This window comes from Shewanella submarina, assembly GCF_042646185.1.
GTDB lineage: Bacteria > Pseudomonadota > Gammaproteobacteria > Enterobacterales > Shewanellaceae > Shewanella > Shewanella corallii.
Genome location: NZ_JBHRTD010000017.1, coordinates 545783 through 566524, shown reverse-complemented (window position 1 = coordinate 566524; position 20742 = coordinate 545783). Strand labels below are relative to the sequence as shown.

Here is a 20742-nt window from a genome sequence, read left to right as displayed (position 1 = left end):
ATTTTCAAGGAATTCTGTCTTGGACTTTACCCTTTACATCAAATTTTTCCTGGGTCTGGTTGCCATCATCAACCCTGTAGGCCTGCTGCCTGTTTTTGTCAGTTTGACCAGCCATCAAACTGAGCCAGAGCGCAACCAAACTGCGAAAGTAGCCAATATCGCTGTGGTGGTTATTCTGCTGGTTACCATCTTTGCCGGTCAGCATATTTTGAATATGTTCAGCATCAGTTTGTCGGCGTTTCGTATTGCCGGCGGCACTCTGATTGCCATTATTGCCATGTCGATGTTGCAAGGTAAGCTGGGTGAGGTTAAGCGTAATAAAGAGGAAGTGGGCGAATCCTCTGCCATGGAGTCTGTGGCGGTTGTGCCTCTGGCGCTGCCACTGATGGCAGGTCCGGGTGCTATTTCATCTGTGATTGTATTCGCCGCAGAGAACAATACCTGGGTTAATCTGGCCGGAATGTCCGCCGCAGTAGTGGTGTTTGGCCTGCTGAGTTTCCTGCTGTTCCGTATGGCGTCAGTGATCTACAAGATTCTGGGCAAAACCGGGATTAACGTCATTACCCGTCTGATGGGTTTGATTATGCTGTCTATCGGTATTGAAGTGATAGCCGCAGGCTTTAAAGGCATGTTTCCAAGCCTGATAGGCTAAGCCTTGCATAAGAAAAAAACGCGCTATCAGGCGCGTTTTTTTATGTCTGCATAAAGATCGTCAGATCAGCGGGCCATTAATGTCAGCGACGCTGGGGGTAAACAACTGGCGGTAGAGGCGGGCGGCAAAGTCATCTGTCATGCCTGACAGATAATCTGCGATTACCCGCATGCTGTTGCCCTCACTTTGCCGAGACTCCAGATACCTTTGTTGGGTATTGAGCGGTAACAGGCGCATGGGATCTGACGCAAGTGCTTCAAACAGCGTCATCAGCATTTGCTGTCCTTTATACTCAAGCATCTGCACTTCGGGCTTTCGTACAACGCGTTTCAGAACAAACTGTTTAAGGACTTCCAGTACGATATGGAAGGCGGGCTCCAGCCTGGCCTGAAACTCCAATAACGGATCTTCAAAGGTGTTTTGTTTGATGATGTTGATTGCAGTGACGAAGCCATTAACCAAAGTGCCTATGGCGTCTTTCCTGATGTAGTGCTCCGGGTTGAACATCCTGACATCAATATCTGCCAGTTCCTGACGGATCCATTCATCTTCACTGGCTCTGAGAGACGGCGTGATATCCTGCTGCCATTGTTCCCGGGTAACTATGCCCATCACGATGGCATCTTCCAGGTCATGCACTGCGTAGGCGATATCATCTGCCAGCTCCATGATGGTGGCATCCAGTGACTTACAAAGGGATTTACCCGGAAGGTGACCGTTGGCGGCCTGATATCGGGAAAAAGCCTGCTTGTCGGCGTCCGTCACAGGCCCCAGCACCCAATCCAGAATTTCGCTGTCGTCATTATAAACCGCTTTGACCGGCGGCCAGTCCTGAGGCCTGACCTGGTGATTGGGCTTTACTGCACCTTGGGGGATTTGTGGGGCAAGATGAGCGGCAGTGACAGGATACTTGAGTATTCCCAGCAAGGTCCTTCTGCTCAGGTTCATCCCATAATGCTGGGTATATGGCTCCAGGCGGGTGAGAATTCTGAAGGTCTGGCCATTGCCTTCAAATCCACCGTGATCACGCATCATATAGTTAAGCGCGACTTCACCGCCGTGACCAAATGGGGGGTGGCCAATGTCGTGAGCCAGACACAGAGCTTCAATCAAGCTGGTGGAGTCCATCAGCCAGGCATAATCAGGATGTTTGCGTTTAAGCTGCGCACAAATCCCGGTACCGATTTGCGCCACTTCCAGTGAATGGGTCAGTCTGGTGCGATAAAAATCATTCATCCCCACGCCCAACACCTGGGTTTTGGCCTGCAGCCGCCGGAAAGCTGCACTGTGCAGGATACGCGCTCTGTCTCTTTGAAACGGACTGCGCTCATCGTTTCTTCGTAATTTATCTTCAGCCAGTCGGCGTGCCTGCCATTGGGGATTTATGTTCACTGCCTCTCCTTAAGCCTGATGGTCTTCAGCAGATAACCTGTCTACCGAGACAAAACAGCTGTCGCTGAAGGTTTTCAGAAAGTATTCCACTTCAGGCAACTGCTCTCGATAATACAATAGCATCTCCCCAAGCCGAATTTTGACATGTGCAAATTCGTCGTTACCGAAACGCATCTCATCCATTGCTTTGATATAGGCCGAAATAAGGTCGGCGGCTTTCACCAGCTTCTTATATTCAGGGTCTACTTCATTTTGCACAATCAAAGGTCTGAATATCTCTCTGAGCTCAGGGGGCAGGGTGTTGACGCAATCCTGCTCAGCCATCTCTTCAAGCTTTTTAAACTCTTTGGTCAACTCAGGGTTGTGATATTTGGTGACATGGTTGATGTCCTGCAACTTGGTCTCTGAACACTCATGATAGAGCGCCAGAGTAGCGGCACGTTCAGGGATGAGCTCACCATCGAAATAGGTGTTACGGATAACCGCCAGCATGTGGGCGATGACGGCGACCTGATGGGAGTGCTCGGCGATATTCTCTTTTTTAACGCAATGCATGAGTGCCCAGCGTTTAATCAGAGGCATGCGATGGATCCAGGCAAGAAAACTGCTTTTCATAGAGGTGTTCCATAAACTGCGGGTACTGATTTAAGGTTAACCTGTATATCACCAACAAAAAAGCCACCCTGAGGTGGCTTTTATAAAATAAGCTGCTGAATTTACTGTTGGTATGTTTCGAGGAAGCTACCAAACTCAGTCATGGCTTTTTGCAGATCTTCTTTCCAGGGCAGGAACACCACTCGCAGGTGGTCCGGCTCTGGCCAGTTAAATGCCGTGCCCTGAACCAGCAGAATTTTCTTGTCATTCAGCAGGTCCAATACCAGCTTCTCATCGTCCCGGATATTAAACTTCTTGGTATCCAGCTTAGGGAAGGCATACAGAGCGCCTTTCGGTTTTTTGCAGCTGACACCGGGGATGCTGTTCAGCAGTTCGTAACAGGTATCACGTTGCTGGGCGAGGCGTCCCAATGGCAGTACCAGTTCATTGATACTCTGATAACCACCCAGTGCAGTTTGAATAGCATGCTGGTTAGGCACGTTGGCACAAAGGCGCATGGACGCCAGCATATCCAAACCTTCGATATAGCTGCGGGCATCCTTGAGGTTACCCGTAAGCATCATCCAGCCGACACGGAAACCGGCGGCGCGATAGGCTTTTGACAGACCATTAAAGGTCACGGTCAGAATGTCATCGGACAGACTGGCAGCAGGAATGTGCTGAGCACCGTCATACAGAATCTTGTCGTAGATCTCATCGGCGAACAGGATCAGATCATGTTGACGACAGATTTCGATAATTTCAAGAATCAACTCACGGCTGTACACCGCACCTGTTGGGTTATTCGGGTTAATCATCACCAGTGCACGGGTGCGAGGTGTGATTTTGCTGCGTATATCGTCCAGATCCGGGAACCAGTCAGACTCTTCGTCACAACGATAGTGAATCGCTTTACCGCCGGCCAGGTGCGCTGACGCTGTCCACAGTGGATAGTCAGGTGCCGGGATCAGCACTTCATCACCTGTATTGAGCAGGCCCTGCAATGCCATGAGGATCAGTTCGGATACGCCGTTACCAATATAGATATCATCGATATCGACACTCCGAATCCCCTGGGATTGGTAATGCTGGACAATGGCTTTACGGGCAGAAAACAGACCTTTGGATTCACAGTAACCCTGTGCACTTGGCAGATTCAAAATAACGTCACGGACAATCTCTTCCGGCGCTTCAAAGCCAAAGGGGGCAGGGTTACCAATATTCAGTTTCAGGATCCGGTGACCTTCGTCTTCCAGACGGCGGGCTTCTTTATGAACCGGACCTCGAATGTCATAGCAGACAGTATCCAGTTTGTTTGATTTGATGACCGGGCGCACTATAACCTCAAAAATACGCAAATACAGAGTTAACTCAGTGCAAGATATAGGAAAACCGGAGGTTCTGAAAGGGTACTTGAATAAAATAATCGAAAATATAAGGCGCCTCACGCAGAGTAAAATGCTGATCTTTTGCGTTTGGCGCTCCCTGATTAGGGTAATCCACTACTTGTTGGCGTTTTGCTGTCATTGGCGTCAGGGTAAATGCGCTTTCCCCTTATATCCTGCGGTTTATCTTTGTTATCTATTCAGTCACAACTCCATGGATGATGGGCTGAGAAAATCCTTTCACATGCTTGAGGTTACCACTTTATTAGCCATGTCTTATCATCTTTTGGCCTGCATTTTAACAAATTAAAGTTGACTCATTATTCAATGCGATTTATTTTCTGCGCGATGTTTTGACCAAGGCAAAACAAAAGCGGCAATTTACCGTCTGGAGGCATGCCCCAACATAAAGCAGCACAGGTGTCCCGGCGTTACCTGTTTATACCGGTGGCACTTTTCTTATAACAAGCCTGTGAAGGCAATAATAAACAGAGGACCTAAGTGCATGTCTGAGCCGACTGCGTTAAGTCTTATCCCACCTGCTGTGGTATTAACCCTGGCCATTTGGCTGCGTCGTCCCATCCTTTCCCTGGTTATCGGTGCTTTGGTAGGCCTGCTGTTGGTCGATCCCAAAGCGATATTGAATAATTTCTCCGAAATCTCTCTCAAAGTCATGGGTGATGAAACCATAGGCTGGCTGATCCTGGTTTGTGGTAGTTTTGGTGCGCTGATTGCGCTTCTGGTGCGAACCGGCGGCGCCATGGCCTTTGGTCGATTCGCGCTGAAGTTTGCCAAAGGACCGAGATCATCACTTTTTATGACCTTTATTCTCGGGGTCATTATCTTTATCGACGATTACCTTAATGCCCTGACTGTGGGCTCCACCATGAAACGGGTGACAGATAAATTTAAAGTCTCCCGGGAAATGCTTGCTTATGTTGTAGATTCAACTGCGGCACCTATCTGTGTGCTGGTTCCGTTGTCGACCTGGGCTGTGTTCTTTGGTGGTTTGCTGGTGGACAATGGTGTTGCGGCGGAAGGACAGGGCATTGCTGTCTATATGCAGGCCATTCCTTATATGCTTTACGCCTGGCTGGCGGTGGGCATGGTGGTGCTGGTGATCCTTGGTGTGGTGCCGGCTATGGGCCCGATGAAAAAAGCTCAGTTAATGGCGGCTCAAGGGGCTCCTGCACTTAAGCAGGTAGATCTTGAGCAGGTGCAGACATCTGACGAGTATGCCCTCAAGGCGATTGAAGAGGAGTTTGCCAATGCCGATACCCATGGCAAGTTGCATAACTTCTTTGTGCCGATTTTACTGCTGGTGGCCTTTACCATCTATTTTGATATCGATGTTTGGCTGGGTTTGCTGGCAACCTTGGCTATCACACTGCCTTACTATGCGGTTCAGCGTCTGATGCCACTGTCGGAGATGATGGATCAGATGATTGACGGCTTTAAGAGTATGCTGCCGGCAATCGGTACCGTCACCGCCGCGTTTATCTTTAAAGATGTGTGCGACATGCTGCAGCTTCCCCAATATGTTATCAATAGCCTCAGTCCCTATATGACCGCGCAGATGTTGCCGGCTGTGGTATTTGTGGCTATGGCGGGACTGGCTTTCGCAACCGGTTCCAGCTGGGGCATCTTTGCGGTATCTATCCCGATTGTGATGCCTTTGGCCCATTCGGTCGGCGCAGATATTCCGCTGGTGATCGGCGCCTTGCTATCTGCATCATCATTCGGCTCTCAGGCCTGCTTCTATTCCGACTCAACCGTTTTGGCGGCTCAGGGATCGGGTTGTAATCTGGTGAGTCATGGGGTGACGCAGTTGCCCTACGCCTTAATCGCGGCGGTGGTCGCCTTCGCCGGATTTATCATGCTGGCATAAGTTATCAAGCCGCCCCGGGGCGGCTTTTTCATATCCGCCAGGGACTTAAGGGGCAAGGAGGAACAGATGTTCGTTGTGATATTCAAAGCCACACCGGGAGAGCAGGGTGATGAATACGCTGCCATGGTGCAGCAACTGAGAGTACTGGCATTTGAGCGCTACCATTGTATCGACTTTATCGCCGCCAGCAGTGGTGAGATGGAGGTCGCGATTTCCTATTGGCGCACAGAGCAGGACATACTGAATTGGAAGAGTAATCCCCTGCACCTTAAAGCACAGCAATTGGGCTGGGCGCAGTGGTATCTGGACTATCAGGTGGAAGTACTTAGCCTTGAGCGCAGTTATCAATTCAGCCAAAAACAGATCATTTGAGGAAAGGGAGAAATCATAAGCTCAACATCTTACCTGTCATCTCTGGTCTTGGGACTTTGACGTTCGCAGTTTATGTTTCAACTCTGTGCTACAAACTGCAAATGTATCAGTGCCGGGCGCCATCGCTTTTTATTTTATTACACTTAAAGATCATAAAATCGCCTGCAGCGTAACAGCTGTTGCAATTGGATCGTATGTGCTTATTGCTGTTAGCATCTGAGTTTTGACAAAAAAGCTAAGTAATACAATGTGATGAAAATCACTTTGGTTTAAATGTTCAAAGATGTATCAATCACGCTTCTTTCCTTTCTGCACTTGCTGCTAGAATCCCCCGCCTTCATAAGTAATGCCTTAATCAAAAACTATGTAACCAGGTTGTTTTGGCTGTATCTAATGTGCTGCCAGGGTTGAGGTGAAAATATAAAAGAGGCGATATGAAAACGCTGAGTCGAGCCAGGCAGATCCTGATTGCGGGTTTCTGCATTAATTTGTGTATTGGTATTCTTTTTACCTGGAGTGTATTTAAAAAAGCACTGGTGATGGACCTTGGATGGAGTAACGCCGAGGCCTCGATGCCATACACCATTGCCATTGTCACTTTCTCAATCTCATTGTTGTTGGCCGGGATAATCCAGGACAGGTTTGGGCCACGTCGGGTATTGATTGCCGGTACCTTGCTTTCAGGTATTGGTTTGATTGCATCCGGCTTTGGCACCACACCGGATATGCTGATTGTCAGCTTTGGTCTGATCGCCGGTGGCGGTATTGGCTTCGCTTACGCCTGTTTGGCGCCCGCAGCCATGAAGTGGTTTGCGCCTTCCCGTCGGGGGGTGGTTAATGGTCTGATTGCCGCAGGCTTTGGACTGGCCGGCGTGTATCTGGCGCCTCTGATCACCACCCTTATCGGTGGTTGGGGAATTGAAAAGGCGTTTATCTTTTTGGGCGCCGCGTTGCTGCTAATCGCTGTGCCACTGGCCTGCACCATCACCAATCCCCCTGAAGGTTATGTCGCTGCGGATAATGGCGATGCAGTCCAGAAGCAACAGCCTATCCGCGAAGAGATCAATTGGCGCGGCATGATGCGTACCCCCCAATTCTATGGCCTGTGGTTTATGTACCTGTGTGCGTCATCAACGGGTTTGATGATTATCGGCAATATCACATCCATCGCCGCTGTTCAGACAGATATGGCAGGTGCCGCGCATCTGGTCGTTATCCTGGCCCTGTTTAATACCTTTGGCCGTGTCGGTGCCGGGTGGCTTAACGATAAAATTGGTGGGCTGTCGACCCTGGGCATCTCATTTGTGCTGCAGATTGCCAATATGTTGATGTTCCCATATTACGCGGGTGAAATGGGTATGATGCTTGGTGCGGCTCTCGCTGGTGTCAGTTACGGTACTTTGCCCGCGGTTTTCCCGTCTTTGACCGCAAATTTTTATGGCTTGAAAAACTATGGTACCAACTATGGCGTGGTTTACACCTCCTGGGGTGTCAGCGGATTTATCGGCCCCATTATTGCCGCGTTCGCTGTAGACTCAACCGGTACCTATGAGTTGGCCTATTTTGCTTCTGTAGGCATTATGTCGTTGGCACTCATGGTATGTCTGATGATGGCTCAGGCGGCATTCAGAAAGCGTGCTTTGGAGGCCAAAGCTAAGCTGGCTGAATCGGCCGCTGATGTTACCGGCGCAGCTGAGACGCTAACTTCTGCGCAAGCCCGTTAACTAGCTGCATGATAGCCATGGATGGCTGTCTGTTCCCCTCCTGATTTACTCTTCAACCTTTCTGTTCCGGTATCTCCACCATTCAATTCCTTGGCTGTCATTAGTGGCAGTTCAGCCGCACTCTTTGGCATTCTGATGTTCAGTTCATCTTTCCTATCTAAAATCACTTGCCATAGCCACCACCAAGAGGCTTTTTAAGCTGCTAATGAGTATTGAGATAAAACAAAAAAGCCAGCTAAAAGGTCAGCTGGCTTTGAAGATTTAAGAGGGGAACTATAGAGATGTTGTTGGCGACTTAGCCAGTTTGTTTTTCAAGTCAGCCAGCCATAGGTAGTCAAACTCGACTTTAACGGGCATCCCTTCAATATTGACCTTCAGAGGCTCTGAAGGGGTCAGAATAACTTTCATGACGGCCTGTTCACCATCAAAAGGTCCCGATAGTTGTTTTGGAAGCTTACTCACCAGCTCTGTTGGCTCTTTAATTTCTGCAGTGAACTTATCTCCGTTTGGCAGAATAATGCTGGCCTGCTGTCCCAGATGCACATAATCCAGATATTTTGGATCCAAATAAGCAATAACAACTGGGGCTGAGCGCCCCTGCAACCACATTAACGTGGTGTCAGCACCTACATATTCACCCTTTTGAACTTCAACTTGAGTGACTCTCGCGTTATCCGGGGACCTGATATTGAGCTGATTTGCCTGTGCCTTTAGTTTTGTCAGCTCAAGGTCATATTCAGCCTTGAGTTTGGCAAGGGGGCCTGTGTATTTCTCAATTTTCTGTTTTTGTAGCTCAGAGAGCAGGTCTGCCCTGGCTTGTTCAAGGTCCATTTCGGCTTCGGTGTAATACCTCACAGTAGCGATAGTATCGGAGACCGGAATGAGCTTTTGCTCCATGTATTTATTGAAATCCTTGAGTAACTTACCCTGTTTTTTCAGTCCTTCCCGGGCAACATCCACTTTTTTCTGCAGCTGGGCAATCACAGCCTGCTCTTCTTCGCTATTCAATGTGTCAAGTTGATGCCTGCGTTGTTCTAAGTCGGCTATAACAGCCTGATTTGCAGCCTGGCTGATGGATATCAGTGTTTGCCCCTGTTTTACGGGCTGCCCAACTTTAACCTCCAATGTCTGGATGTTACCTGATAACGGTGTCCGTATTGGCATGGGCTCTGTGGTAATCAGGCCAGGGGCTGAGATGAACAAAAGAGGCTTTGACATAAACCAAATCACAAGTAAAGCAGGGGCTATCACCATGGCCAGCAACAGGTACCATCTCAGTTTATAGCCTGTGCGTTTGGCCTGCGCATACTTAATCTGCTGTCCCTTATCGACAGCGGGTTGCGTTGACTTGGGACTCGACTGATAAACTACTTTCATCAGAATTTTCTACCTCGTTTTAAAACCCACCAAGGGGCCATTGAACTCTCTTCGTGGGAACGTCTAACCACTTCATTAATTAATGCGAACAGTGTTATTGAACGCATAAACAGGGCGAACACAGGATAAAGTGGCAACCATGGCAATAACTTCAGGTCCTGTATGGGGCGCTCGGATACGGCCAGCAGTACCAGGCTGTACATAAAGCAGAGCACCAGCAGGTACAGGCAGTACATGGTAAGGAAAAGCGGAACCGTGAACTCCCAGGGGTAGGAAGCACAGAGCCAAACCATATAAAGCAATATCACTGCAGGCATCAAAACGTTTTGCAGTACACCGTAGAGCAAGGTAAATACAAAGGTCTTTAGCCCCAGTAGCCTTGGTGTGAATGCCGGCCAGTGTTTTCTCATGTAGAGGAACAGCAAATCGCCATCCCATCGAAGTCTCTGTAAAACCAGATCCCGGATAGATGCCGGTGCGTCTGTGTGGCCGATAGCCAGGGTGGCAAAGGGGATACGCCAATTTGGATGTCGGGCGAAATACTGTTTTATGCGAACGGTTAAATCGAGATCTTCGGCCGTATGAGTATCCCATCCTCCGATCTGTATCAATACTTCCCGTCTGAATGCACCAAACGCGCCGGAAACGTTGTTCAGCAGATTCCATTGCCCAAGACCGGTTTTTCCCCCTTGAATTGATATCATATATTCAATGGACTGCATCCTTGTAAACAATGAATCATTGACGTTTCTGACTCTCAGTGAGCCGCCTACAGCGGGGACATCAGGGTCTTCAAAAAAGGGCACTATACGAGCAACTGTGTCGCAATCGAAAGACGTATCGGCGTCGGCATTGATAATGATTTCACCTGTGGCTGCGTGCAGCCCTGCATTAAGGGTTGAGACCCGGCCACCTCGTTGCCATTTTGGCAGCACCGTGATGCTCCTCCCGGGAACAGCTAAATCCTGCGCGGCTTTACAGGCAACCTGATAGCTGTGGGCGTTTTGCACTGCGCCATCCACCACAGCAAAAATCTCTATATGACCGTCGTAGACCTGCTCAACAAATGACTCAATGGTTGAGCGTACAGCATCGCCTTCTGCGTAACAGGTAATGACTACCGACACCCTGGGGAAGTAGCCACTGCTTTGTCGGGGCGCGATAAAAGAGGCGTGATAGAACTTTAATATGCCCGTGATCACCAATAACATCAGAGGTAATTCGTAGGCCAATACCAAAGGAAACACCCAAACCACAGCCTCCAGCTGATTTGTCAGTAAATGCCAGATATCCAGCAGTACATACAGGATGGTGGTAAATTCACTCATCGGTTGATTAGCTCACTTTGTGCCAGAGAGGCCATCAGCCATTGCTGAAAGTTCATACCCGTATCGGCCGGTAAGCCAACGGCTCTGAAGTCAAAATGTAAAGGCAGAGTGAAGGTTTCCTGCAATTCGGTAAATTTGCTGATAAGTGAACTCAGGCAGCCCGGGAGAGTAAAGGGCAACAGAAACAGCATGCCTTCTTCAGTATATTGAGTGCAGGCATCTGTCGTCCTGACAATTGAGCAGATCCTTTCCTGCAGAGTCTCCAGTTGATGAAGTGGCATACCTCTTTCACTCAGCAACGCACCATCGGTTAGCTTGACTGACAAAATGGTGTGAGTCTGACCGTGGCGTTTGGCGAGTTTATTTTGCCATTGTGCCAGCCAGCAGAACTGAGCAAGGCTCATCTGATTGCCTTCGCTATCGGCAAATAAGTTGGCTACAACCCCTTGTCTGGCCAACAGTTGCCCAGCTAAAGACAGTCCATAGGAGTAAAAGTTTTTGGTGACCAGTGCGGACAACTCATGGAGTTCATTACACTCCAGACACTGTGCGCTGACAGGGGCTTCAGCGAACATGGTATGGCAAGTCTTACACACATGATTTTCAATCGGCCGGTCATAATCAACGCCTATGTGTCGCAGGCTCTGATAACAATTAGGACATTCAAGTCCTGACTGTTTCCTGAATTGAGTCTCAGCACCTATGTGGCCGCAATTAAAGCAGTGGAGGCAGGTTTGAAGCTGAAAATCTATGCTTTGGCACGAGGGGCAAGTATCCAGATAATTCAATCTGCTTGAATGGCAGCATGGTGAAAATCTGGCCCGGTTTTCCAGTTGCAAATGTTCAAGCCAGCCTTTGTCGGTTAATCGATTCAGCCATTCAACCTGGTTGCAACTCTTGACTCCCCAAAGAGCCAATAGTGGATATTCGTACAGGTGGGGTTGAACGGGTACCTTCCTGGGTAACATGCTGGCTTCAGGGTGTAACCAAAGATAGGAAAGCAGCATCAGCTCAACATTGTTGTTGGGCTTTAGGTTCCACAACTTTTTTCTTTTTATAAAGGCGTCATATTCCTGTTGCCATTCTCCACTCCATTGACCGTTTGCCAGGTAAGGGGACAACAGAGATGGCGTTTCTATCAAAATCAAACTCAATGATGTGGAAGTTTGCTGCCGCAATGAGCACAGAATTTGATCCTGATTGGCACACGACTGGACAATGATAATGTCCTGCTTGATCAGATTTAACTGATCCTGGGAATAGAGCTCAACTGATTGACAATCAATATCTGCCGGAGCTTCACCGACCCAGGCAAGTGCTGTGACTCCAGATACTGGTGGAATGACAGTAGGAATAGCGTCTGAATGCATTTATTAACCAACCCAAACTTAAATCAGTAAAACCAACCACGGACCCGACCAAAGACAGATGTTCTGGTCAGGTTTGACTGAGCGATACGGTGAATGAATTTTCATTCGAAAATAAGAGGACTGTTAGCGAAGACTGGATTCGGGGGAAAGGGAATCGCAGCACAAATTTGATGGAATCTGCCTACAAAAAACCAATCCTCGCTATCAAGGGGGCGGATAATAATACAATTAGAGTATTTGGTCTAACAAATTTGTTTTTCTTGGGGCGTATCTGATGCGGCTGTTTGGATATGTGGGGAAATGTGTTGGAATTGTGTTTATTTAAGGGTTAAAAAAACCAGCGCGTTGGCGCTGGTTTTCAATATTCAGAGGGCGGAATTACACGCGCTTCTTGAATTCACCGGTACGGGTGTCGATTTCGATCTTGTCGCCTTCTTTAACGAATTCAGCAACCATCACTTCCAGATCGCTACCAACGATCTTGGCAGGCTTCATTACCTTGCCAGAAGTATCACCACGGGCAGCTGGCTCAGTGTAGCCAACTTCACGAACGATGGTGGTAGGCAGTTCAACAGAGATAGCCTTACCTTCGTAGAAGGTTACCTGACATTCTTCAGTCATGCCGTCAACGATGTACTTGGCAGCGTCGCCCATGTTGTCAGCTTCAACGTCGTACTGGTTGTACTCAGAATCCATGAATACGTACATAGGATCTGCGTAGTAAGAGTAGGTGCAGTCCAGACGCTCCAGAACGATTACGTCCATCTTGTCTTCACCTTTGAAGGTGGTTTCAGTGGAGGAGTCGATCAGAACGTGCTTCAGTTTCATTTTCACGATAGCAGCGTTACGGCCGGAACGGGTAGTTTCAGTCTTCTGTACAACCCATGGGCTGTCGTTAAACATGATCACGTTACCTGGACGGATTTCATGAGCAGTTTTCATTGCTAAATTTCCTATATATTGGACGTTTTACTATAAGGCGGTATCTTAACTATTTTTGGACGAATTGCACTAGCCGTGAGGCTAAATCTACCGTCTTTAAAGCATCGATTGGCCATTGTTTGGCATGGTCCAACAGGTCCACACCAACAGAATTAATGTTTTGCCACTGTTCAACCACAGCATCTGTGCGCTGCTGGTTGAAAGCCAGATTCAGTTGTCGCCAGCTTTTAGCAGACTCAAAGGCCAGATTATCGCAGTAAAGTCGCATAAAAGCTTCTAATTTTACCAGATGATAATCACCTTCCTGTTGATATATATGCCAAATGAAAGGTCTGGCGGCCCATTGGGCTCGAAGGAAAGAGTCTTCCCCCCGCACGATATTGAAGTCACAGCTCCACAGCAGGCGGTCATATCCTTGCTGGTCTGTCATCGGCAGCACGTGGATAGTGAGATTTCCCAGGCTAAGCTGTTGTCCCGGTACCAGTTGGTCAATATCACAGGGCAACAGGGATTTCAGGCTGTTAAAGCTGCGACCTTTTGGGATCAGGGCATGGACAGGTTCACTTTCATTGGCCCAATGTTGGCAAAGTGCCGGCAGCGCCTCAGTCTCATAGCTGAAGATGCTGATCACCTTATGGTGCTGCTCTATACCGCTCAGCCCAAGCTTGTTAAACAGTGATAGCCTGTTTGCACTGTCAGCCTGCCAGGCATCCCGCTGGGCAAACAGGTCGGACTCACAGATAAGGCCACCGGTTTTCTCGGTAAAGCCAGGCATATAAAAGAACTTATCAACACCGTTGGGCTGGAACGAGGGTAGCCCATGACAGCCTTCTACCCAATCTTCGGCGCTCAGGTATTCCAGGTTCAGCCACACGGGTGGTTTAACCGGGTTTTGCGACTTGACGGGGGCCAGTTGGGATTTCACTTCATCGGGCAGTTCGCAGGCAAAAGCCTCAATCAGGACTGCGCCCGGTGAATAGGGGAGATCCAGTGGCTGGTTCCATTGTTTAATGGTGACACCCTGAATGGTCTGGCTGTGAGAGGCCGGGTCAAGAGTCGGCAGTATATGGCCAAAGCTGCCAAGGTCATCGACCCAAAGGTTGACCTTGATGCTGTATTCATTGGCAAGCTGCTTGGCCAGACGCCAGGTCACGCCGATATCACCGTAATTGTCGACGACGGCGCAGAAGATGTCCCAATGATTCGAAGAAGTTGTAGTCATAGATTTGTCAGGACAGGATACAGAAAAGGCGGCTGCATTGCCGCCTTTGTCAGAGTTGCTGCCGGAGCCTGGATTAGTCTTCCAGCTCAGCCAGACACATCTCTTCGTAAATTTGTTTAACCCAGGCGTCAACACGCTCTTCGGTCAGTTCTGGCTGACGATCTTCGTCAATACCCAGACCGATGAAGTGGTTGTCATCAACCTGTGCTTTCGAGGCTTCGAACTCGTAACCTTCAGTAGACCAGTGGCCGATGATGATACCGCCACGGGCCTGAACTATGTCACCCACCATGCCCATGGCATCCAGGAAGTACTCTGCATAGTCTTCCTGATCGCCACAACCGAAAATAGCGACTAACTTGTCGTTAAAGTCGATCTGCTCCAGCTCAGGGAAGAAGTCATCCCAATCGCACTGTGCTTCACCATAGTACCAGGTCGGGATACCGAAAATCAGCAGATCGAACTCAGCGATCTCTTCTTTGGTGCTCTTGGCGATGTCTTTTACATCAACCATTTGCTTACCCAGTTTCTTCTGGATCATTTTGGCTACAGCTTCGGTGTTACCTGTATCACTACCGAAAAAAAGACCTACAGTTGCCATTGTCTTTCCTTAATGTGTTTAATGCGCGTTGTCACGTCTATCGTGGTACAAAAACTGTCAGCAGTCGATTTGCTTGAGCAGGAGTAATTCGATTAACTGGCTGCGGCTGATGTTACTGGCCAGCGCTTCGCGGTTCAAGGCGTCATATAATTCTTGTGACACTTTTAACTCTATCCGCTTCAAGCCCTTCGCTTTATCCCGCTGGATTTGATTGCGTTTATTGACCTTGAGTTGCTGTTCGCGGGGCAGAGGATTGGTCCTGGGGCGTCCGCGTCGCTTTTCATTGGCAAACAGGTCAATCGTTGTTCTGTCTGTTGCTTCTTTAGCCATGTTGTTGTCGTTTAACCAATACCCGAGGATTCCCAGGTAAACTGGATAATACCTTTTGCCACAAACCCGGCACAGCCGAGAAAGAGCACTAACCAAACAATATATTGACCGAACTTGGGGACATTTCCCTGTTTCAGTACATCCCGGATGGCCATCCCGATAAAGAAAAATATCGCTGCAAAAAACAGATTCAGGCCAAGGGTTTCAATCTGTTCCATGTACTGATTCAGCATGCATTTTCATCCTTCTGTGCTGCCCGGGGTCAAAAGAGGCGGGAATATATCATATCAAGTGTGGCAGAGCTATATTCCACATCAGGCTTCCGGCCCCTGATTGTCGGCTTTGTCGATAAAGTGTTCAACTATACGGTTAAACTGAGCCGGCTTCTGTGCATGGAGCCAATGTCCTGTCCCTACAATGGTTTTTGCCTGGACACTGGGAAACTGTGCCAGAATCGGCTGCCTGTGGTCACTCAGTACATAGTCTGATTGATCGCCACGAACAAACAAGGTTGGCCCCTCATATTTTAGTCCTGTATAAGGCCAATCGATCAGATGAGAATAGCATTCCTGCAATCCACTGAGGTTCAGCTTCCAGCCAAAGCCCTCGTCGCTGCGTTGTAAGTTCTTGAGCAGGAACTGGGCTGTGCCTTCATCTATACCTGAATCAAGCAGGTGGGTCAGGGCATCTCGTCTGTCTTTAATGCTATCGAGGGGCAGGCTGGTCATGCCTTCAAATACTTTGGTGTGTCTGGCGTGATAGGGAACCGGTGCGATATCAGCTGCCACCAAACTCTCGACCCGCGCCGCTTGGGTCAAAGCGACGGCCATGGCTACTTTTCCCCCCATTGAATGGCCAACCAGATGGGCGCTGGTCAGCCCCTGGCTATCCATAAACCCGGTCAAGGCCTCAGCCATGGCACCATAGTGCATATCATGGGTGTGCTCACTTAGCCCGTGGTTGGGCAGATCGATACGCCAAACACGATACTTTTGTTCCAGCTGACGCCCCAGGCCTTTAAGGTTATCGAGATTCCCAAACAATCCATGAATAAGGATGATGTCACTGCCTTCCCCACTGACTTCATAATGTATCTGCGGTTGTCCCACGTCTCGATCTCCAGCTTTTGAAATTGGTCAGGATTTTGCCTTTTTTTTGAATTGAATAACAGTTTTAGAGCAGTTTAATTAAGGCGTTGGAGAAAGATTCCGTCAAAAGCGGCACCATCCCTGGCCTCCCTGAGCAGGCTTTGTTGATTACACACTGTGCTGCAACGGGGGAAAACTGGCCGGTAGAGCAGAATCCAACGATTTTTCATTATCATGGCGCTTATCAATCTGTTAAATCTGACATACACTGATCGCCTTTAATTGTTCCGCCAACCGTTGTGGAACAGGTGACAAGAGTTATCAATAGGAAAACTGCTCATGAAATATATCGAGGTTGATGAGGAGCTGTATCGCTACATTGCCAGCAAAACTGAACGTATTGGCGAGAGTGCCTCGGATATTCTGCGTCGTTTATTGGGATTGACTGTTGAACAGGCACCATTGGAAGTGCCTGAAGATATCAGTCATCCAGGCAAGGAAGTTGAAGAAGTCCAGGAAGTGAAAGCGAGCCACGAAGTCGCAGAAACTGCCCAGGTTAACACCAATACCGTTATCGCCTTTGATGAGCTGGTTAATGAAGCTCAATTGGAAGCTCAAAAGGGTGCTGTAGGCCGTTTTCTGTTTATTCTGGAAACTCTTTACCTGTCATCCGGTAACGGTTTCGATAAAGTGTTGCAGGTTCAGGGGCGTGATCGTCTCTATTTTGCAACGTCCAAAGACGCGCTGCTTAATGCCAGCAAATCAGCCAATCCAAAAGAGATCGGCAACAGTGGCTACTGGGTAACCACCAACAACAATACTGCCAAAAAGCGCAATATTCTCAGTGAAGTACTAGAGCAGTTTGGTGCATCTGAAATCCAGGCCAGCAAGCTGGCAGAACGTGTTTAGTTAATAGTGGAGTCAAAGTTTGGCCAGTCATAAGAGGGCGGGTAAGCCTGCGCTGCAATCCGATTTAACCAATATTCCCAAGCTGATCAGTCAATATTTCCGTCTGGTTCCGGACATGACCAAGGCGGCCCAAAGGGTGACCTTCGGCACATCCGGTCACAGAGGCTGCGCAGCAGACTCAAGCTTCAATGAGTCGCACATTATGGCCATTACTCAGGCCGTGGTGGATTACCGCAAATTGAAAGGAATAGACGGTGGTTTGGTGTTGGGCATGGATACCCACGCTCTGTCTCAGGCGGCTTATATTACGGCTATCGAAGTATTGGTTGCCAATCAGGTGACTGTGATTGCTCAGTTGGACGATGCTTATGTGCCTACCCCTGTGGTCAGCCAGTATCTGGTGGCCGCCAACCGGGGTAAGCACAGCTCTGACAAAGGCCTGCTGGATGGCTTGATTATTACTCCCTCCCATAACCCTCCACGGGACGGCGGTATTAAGTACAACCCACCTCACGGTGGACCGGCTGAAGGTGAGATTACCTCCTGGGTTGAGCAGCGTGCCAATGAATACCTTGAAGCTCAACTTGAAGGTGTAAAACGTGCCAACATAGAGGTGGCGTTAACCACAGGTTATGTTAAACATGTCGACCTGTATGCTCCCTATATCGATGCCCTGGAAAAGGTGATCGATATGAAAGCTATCGCTGATGCGGGTATCAAAATTGGTGTCGATCCACTCGGCGGATCAGGTATCTATTACTGGGATAAAATTGCCCAGCGCTATGGTCTTAATATCACTGTACTGAATGACAAGGTGGACCCGGCGTTTGGTTTTATGACGCTGGATAAGGATGGCAAGATCCGCATGGATTGCTCATCACCCTTTGCCATGGCAGGACTGTTGGCCCATGCCGACAAATTTGATCTCTGCCTGGGGAATGATCCTGACTTTGATCGTCATGGCATCGTTTGTCCTGCACGAGGCGATGTGAAGGGGGGCTTGATGAACCCCAACCATTTCCTCGCGGTGGCTATCGATTATCTGGTTACCCACAGACCGCAATGGGCAGCGGACAAAGCGATTGGTAAGACGCTGGTGTCCAGCGCCATGATAGATCGTATTTGTGCATCCCACGGCAAAACTCTGATGGAAGTCCCGGTTGGCTTTAAGTGGTTTGTCGATGGTCTGGCAGATCAGTCAATTGCCTTTGGTGGTGAAGAGAGCGCCGGCGCCGCATTTCTGCAACTGGATGGTCAAACCTGGTGTACTGATAAAGACGGTTTCATTCTGTGTTTGTTGGCTGCAGAGATCCTGGCTGTGACAGGTAAAAACCCTGCGGAGCATTATCAGAGACTGACCGAACAATTCGGTACCAGTTTTTATACCCGAATTGACAGTCCTATCAGCGCTGCCAAAAAAGCGAAGTTTTCCGCTCTTAATGCTGACTCACTGGATGCCACTGAGTTGGCCGGTGATAAGATCACTGCTGTACTCAGTCATGCCCCGGGTAATGGCGCTGCTATTGGCGGTTTAAAGGTAGTCACCGACAATGGCTGGTTTGCCGCCAGGCCATCGGGTACTGAAGCGCTGTTCAAGTTGTATGCAGAGAGCTTTGTCAGCGAAGCCCATTTAAAGCAGTTGCTGGCAGATGCCAAAGCCATGCTGGATGCTGCGCTGAAACGATAAGATGCCAGGGTTAGTTTAGTTGCCTGTGCCCGAATCTGGATTGACTGGTTAACCAGAAAAAGCCCGCATATCTGCGGGCTTTTTTATGGCGATATGATTGATGTAAGGAGTTAACCATAAAAGATATGACAGCTGGGCAGTTCGTTTTTGGCCAGGTAATTCTGATGGTAGGCTTCCGCTTCATGAAACCTGACGGCAGGGACTATCTCAGTCACTATCTGCTTAAGACCCCAACGTTCGCTTTTTATCAACGCCAGTTTTGATGCTTCGGCCTGCTGCTTTTGAATCCTGTCGTGGAAAAAGATGGTGCTGCGATACTGACTGCCGATATCCCCACCTTGTTGATTCAGGGTAGTGGGGTTGTGATTTTGCCAAAACACCGTCAGCAGTGTCTCAAAACTAACCCTTTCTTCGTCGTACTCTACCTGAACAACCTCCGCATGCCCGGTCGTCCCTGACTTTACACTTTGATAGTCGGTGTACTTGTCATTGCCGCCCATATAGCCACAGGTCACGTCTGTCACGCCTTCAATCTGACGAAAGAAATGTTCAACGCCCCAGAAACAGCCTGCGCCAAAAGTTGCCTGTGCCATATTTGCTCTCCATAAAATAAACGTAAAGACGTTTAGCCGTCCATACGTCTTATGTTGTTTCAAACTTGATTGGGTTGCAAGGGGCTGGAATGAAGTTTTTGTTTGAATAGATTGTGTCAATTGCTAAGGCTCTGACTTGATGATGAAAAATCTGTGTTATGATTGCCTGCAATCACTGGTAATCGGCAAATTAAATTTTGCGATACAGGGAAACACAAAAATAACAAGGAGCTATTAATGCTAAAAACCCTGATGACTTCAAAGGATTTTCTGGCTCTGACCCTGGCACATCCCGATGGACTGGCAAAACCAGAATCCATGGTGCTTGGTGACCATACCCGAGTCGAAATACAGGACACAGGGATTCTGGTTTTTGAACCACTGAATCCGGGAAATAAAGATATTGTGCTCTCTTCCGGTGTACACGGTAATGAGACAGCTCCTATTGAGCTTTGTAACGGCCTGATTAAACGATTGCTGAACCAGGAGATACGTACCAGCCACAGAGTCATGTTCCTGTTTGGAAATCCTCATGCCATGTTCAACGGCACCCGTATCGTTGATGAGAACCTTAATCGTCTGTTCAGTGGAGAGCATTCCCGGGGCGAAGGCCTGACAAACCCAGAGCGCCACAGAGCCAAAAGACTGGAGCAGGCGGTAGACGGCTTCTTCAGCGCCGAACCTTCCGGTGAGCCAGAGCCAAGACAGAGAATTCACTATGACCTTCATACCGCTATCCGTGGTGCCAAGTATGAGAAGTTTGCTATCTACCCATACCGCCATGGTCGCCCTTACAGTGCCGAGCAGTTACGATTCCTCGATGCGGCGGGTGTAAACTGCGTCTTGTTCCACCACGAGCCCACCACGACTTTCAGCTACTTTTCTGCCAACGGCTATGGTGCTGACGCTTTCACCATCGAGCTGGGTAAAGTGTTCCCTATGGGACAAAACGATATGACCCGCTTTATCGCCATGGACCAAATGCTCACAGACCTGATCACCGGCAAGCCCCTTGAGATGCCGGCCTATAACCCTAAGCGACTGCATCTGTACCGGGTCAGTCGTTCCATCGTTAAGGAAACTGAAGACTTTGAGTTTACCTTCGCCAATGACGTGGAAAACTTCACCAGCTTCAGTAAAGGTGTGGTGTTGGCGCGGGATGGCGGCCAGGATGTTGTTGTTGAAGAGAGCAGGGAAGCTATTGTTTTTCCTAATGCCAAAGTGCCGATCGGCCAGCGAACCCTGCTGTGTCTGGTACAGGTGGATGAGCCCGACGTAATGTAAAGCA

General features: G+C 48.9%; 20 protein-coding genes. 7 read left to right on the top strand and 13 right to left on the bottom strand.

Annotation, left to right across the window (positions count from 1 at the left end; genetic code table 11):
- Window positions 1–19 precede the first annotated feature (19 nt).
- Window positions 20–652: a YchE family NAAT transporter gene (locus tag ACFOE0_RS16440; protein WP_115136879.1), complete on the top strand. Its 633-nt coding sequence runs from the start codon at window positions 20–22 to the stop codon at window positions 650–652.
- 60 nt (window positions 653–712) lie between these two features.
- On the opposite strand, the gene ACFOE0_RS16435 is transcribed toward ACFOE0_RS16440, so the two are convergent.
- From ACFOE0_RS16435 to ACFOE0_RS16425, 3 genes are all read right to left on the bottom strand, one after another.
- Entirely contained in the window at window positions 713–2038 is a 1326-nt protein-coding gene (locus ACFOE0_RS16435) for an anti-phage deoxyguanosine triphosphatase (protein ID WP_248936377.1), read from the bottom strand.
- A gap of 15 nt (window positions 2039–2053) precedes the next feature.
- Window positions 2054–2659, bottom strand: coding sequence for a 5'-deoxynucleotidase (gene yfbR, locus ACFOE0_RS16430; protein WP_248936256.1), 606 nt, complete (start codon window positions 2657–2659; stop codon window positions 2054–2056).
- 101 nt (window positions 2660–2760) lie between these two features.
- Entirely contained in the window at window positions 2761–3975 is a 1215-nt protein-coding gene (locus tag ACFOE0_RS16425) for a pyridoxal phosphate-dependent aminotransferase (RefSeq protein WP_248936255.1), read from the bottom strand.
- A 553-nt stretch (window positions 3976–4528) separates the two neighbouring features.
- On the opposite strand from ACFOE0_RS16425, the gene ACFOE0_RS16420 reads away from it, so the two are divergent.
- The 3 genes from ACFOE0_RS16420 to ACFOE0_RS16410 all read left to right on the top strand — a co-directional run bounded on the left by ACFOE0_RS16420 (window position 4529) and on the right by ACFOE0_RS16410 (window position 8007).
- A complete protein-coding gene (locus ACFOE0_RS16420; protein ID WP_115136877.1) occupies window positions 4529–5911 on the top strand; it encodes a Na+/H+ antiporter NhaC family protein in 1383 nt (460 codons plus the stop codon).
- Window positions 5912–5977: 66 nt separating this feature from the next.
- A complete protein-coding gene (locus ACFOE0_RS16415) occupies window positions 5978–6283 on the top strand; it encodes an antibiotic biosynthesis monooxygenase family protein (protein WP_248936254.1) in 306 nt (101 codons plus the stop codon).
- A gap of 434 nt (window positions 6284–6717) precedes the next feature.
- Entirely contained in the window at window positions 6718–8007 is a 1290-nt protein-coding gene (locus ACFOE0_RS16410; protein WP_248936253.1) for an L-lactate MFS transporter, read from the top strand.
- Window positions 8008–8280: 273 nt separating this feature from the next.
- Here ACFOE0_RS16410 and ACFOE0_RS16405 read toward each other — a convergent pair whose 3' ends face one another.
- The 9 genes from ACFOE0_RS16405 to ACFOE0_RS16365 form a co-directional block, all read right to left on the bottom strand.
- Window positions 8281–9384: an HlyD family secretion protein gene (locus ACFOE0_RS16405; RefSeq protein ID WP_248936252.1), complete on the bottom strand. Its 1104-nt coding sequence runs from the start codon at window positions 9382–9384 to the stop codon at window positions 8281–8283.
- A complete protein-coding gene (locus ACFOE0_RS16400; protein WP_248936251.1) occupies window positions 9384–10712 on the bottom strand; it encodes a glycosyltransferase family 2 protein in 1329 nt (442 codons plus the stop codon). The genes ACFOE0_RS16405 and ACFOE0_RS16400 overlap by 1 nt, the downstream gene beginning before the upstream one ends.
- Window positions 10709–12082 carry a TackOD1 domain-containing metal-binding protein gene (locus ACFOE0_RS16395; RefSeq protein ID WP_283106453.1) on the bottom strand — a complete coding sequence of 458 codons (1374 nt, stop codon included), beginning with the start codon at window positions 12080–12082 and terminating at the stop codon, window positions 10709–10711. Before ACFOE0_RS16395 ends, ACFOE0_RS16400 begins: the two co-directional genes overlap by 4 nt.
- Before the next feature lie 378 nt (window positions 12083–12460).
- Entirely contained in the window at window positions 12461–13024 is a 564-nt protein-coding gene (gene efp, locus ACFOE0_RS16390) for an elongation factor P (protein WP_115136872.1), read from the bottom strand.
- Between the two features lie 49 nt (window positions 13025–13073).
- On the bottom strand, window positions 13074–14246 hold the full coding sequence (gene earP, locus ACFOE0_RS16385; RefSeq protein ID WP_248936250.1) for an elongation factor P maturation arginine rhamnosyltransferase EarP: 1173 nt from the start codon (window positions 14244–14246) through the stop codon (window positions 13074–13076).
- 73 nt (window positions 14247–14319) lie between these two features.
- The gene (fldA, locus tag ACFOE0_RS16380) at window positions 14320–14847 is read right to left on the bottom strand and encodes a flavodoxin FldA (RefSeq protein ID WP_115136870.1); all 528 of its coding nucleotides are present in this window, start codon (window positions 14845–14847) and stop codon (window positions 14320–14322) included.
- A gap of 57 nt (window positions 14848–14904) precedes the next feature.
- A complete protein-coding gene (gene ybfE, locus ACFOE0_RS16375) occupies window positions 14905–15177 on the bottom strand; it encodes a LexA regulated protein (protein WP_115136869.1) in 273 nt (90 codons plus the stop codon).
- An 11-nt stretch (window positions 15178–15188) separates the two neighbouring features.
- A complete protein-coding gene (locus tag ACFOE0_RS16370) occupies window positions 15189–15410 on the bottom strand; it encodes a DUF2788 domain-containing protein (RefSeq protein WP_115136868.1) in 222 nt (73 codons plus the stop codon).
- A gap of 81 nt (window positions 15411–15491) precedes the next feature.
- Window positions 15492–16271 (bottom strand): alpha/beta fold hydrolase, encoded by a 780-nt coding sequence (locus ACFOE0_RS16365; protein ID WP_248936375.1) that lies wholly within the window; start codon window positions 16269–16271, stop codon window positions 15492–15494.
- A 333-nt stretch (window positions 16272–16604) separates the two neighbouring features.
- Here ACFOE0_RS16365 and seqA point away from each other — a divergent pair, with 333 nt between their 5' ends.
- Entirely contained in the window at window positions 16605–17174 is a 570-nt protein-coding gene (gene seqA / locus ACFOE0_RS16360; protein ID WP_248936249.1) for a replication initiation negative regulator SeqA, read from the top strand.
- Window positions 17175–17193: 19 nt separating this feature from the next.
- Complete coding sequence (gene pgm, locus ACFOE0_RS16355; protein WP_248936248.1) at window positions 17194–18861, top strand: phosphoglucomutase (alpha-D-glucose-1,6-bisphosphate-dependent); 1668 nt, start codon at window positions 17194–17196, stop codon at window positions 18859–18861.
- A gap of 110 nt (window positions 18862–18971) precedes the next feature.
- Here the strand turns inward: pgm and msrA are convergent, their stop codons facing one another.
- Window positions 18972–19454 carry a peptide-methionine (S)-S-oxide reductase MsrA gene (gene msrA, locus ACFOE0_RS16350; protein ID WP_248936247.1) on the bottom strand — a complete coding sequence of 161 codons (483 nt, stop codon included), beginning with the start codon at window positions 19452–19454 and terminating at the stop codon, window positions 18972–18974.
- Window positions 19455–19691: 237 nt separating this feature from the next.
- Here msrA and astE point away from each other — a divergent pair, with 237 nt between their 5' ends.
- The gene (astE, locus tag ACFOE0_RS16345) at window positions 19692–20738 is read left to right on the top strand and encodes a succinylglutamate desuccinylase (protein ID WP_248936246.1); all 1047 of its coding nucleotides are present in this window, start codon (window positions 19692–19694) and stop codon (window positions 20736–20738) included.
- Window positions 20739–20742: the final 4 nt, after the last annotated feature.

Excerpts from the sequence above, each read along its gene's own strand:
- ybfE (WP_115136869.1), bottom strand. The coding sequence starts at position 15,177 with ATGGCTAAAGAAGCAACAGACAGAACAACGATTGACCTGTTTGCCAAT.
- fldA (WP_115136870.1), bottom strand. The coding sequence starts at position 14,847 with ATGGCAACTGTAGGTCTTTTTTTCGGTAGTGATACAGGTAACACCGAA.
- ACFOE0_RS16405 (WP_248936252.1), bottom strand. The coding sequence starts at position 9,384 with ATGAAAGTAGTTTATCAGTCGAGTCCCAAGTCAACGCAACCCGCTGTC.
- seqA (WP_248936249.1), top strand. The coding sequence starts at position 16,605 with ATGAAATATATCGAGGTTGATGAGGAGCTGTATCGCTACATTGCCAGC.
- efp (WP_115136872.1), bottom strand. The coding sequence starts at position 13,024 with ATGAAAACTGCTCATGAAATCCGTCCAGGTAACGTGATCATGTTTAAC.
- msrA (WP_248936247.1), bottom strand. The coding sequence starts at position 19,454 with ATGGCACAGGCAACTTTTGGCGCAGGCTGTTTCTGGGGCGTTGAACAT.
- yfbR (WP_248936256.1), bottom strand. The coding sequence starts at position 2,659 with ATGAAAAGCAGTTTTCTTGCCTGGATCCATCGCATGCCTCTGATTAAA.
- ACFOE0_RS16410 (WP_248936253.1), top strand. The coding sequence starts at position 6,718 with ATGAAAACGCTGAGTCGAGCCAGGCAGATCCTGATTGCGGGTTTCTGC.
- ACFOE0_RS16415 (WP_248936254.1), top strand. The coding sequence starts at position 5,978 with ATGTTCGTTGTGATATTCAAAGCCACACCGGGAGAGCAGGGTGATGAA.
- earP (WP_248936250.1), bottom strand. The coding sequence starts at position 14,246 with ATGACTACAACTTCTTCGAATCATTGGGACATCTTCTGCGCCGTCGTC.
- ACFOE0_RS16370 (WP_115136868.1), bottom strand. The coding sequence starts at position 15,410 with ATGCTGAATCAGTACATGGAACAGATTGAAACCCTTGGCCTGAATCTG.
- ACFOE0_RS16395 (WP_283106453.1), bottom strand. The coding sequence starts at position 12,082 with ATGCATTCAGACGCTATTCCTACTGTCATTCCACCAGTATCTGGAGTC.
- ACFOE0_RS16420 (WP_115136877.1), top strand. The coding sequence starts at position 4,529 with ATGTCTGAGCCGACTGCGTTAAGTCTTATCCCACCTGCTGTGGTATTA.
- astE (WP_248936246.1), top strand. The coding sequence starts at position 19,692 with ATGCTAAAAACCCTGATGACTTCAAAGGATTTTCTGGCTCTGACCCTG.
- ACFOE0_RS16400 (WP_248936251.1), bottom strand. The coding sequence starts at position 10,712 with ATGAGTGAATTTACCACCATCCTGTATGTACTGCTGGATATCTGGCAT.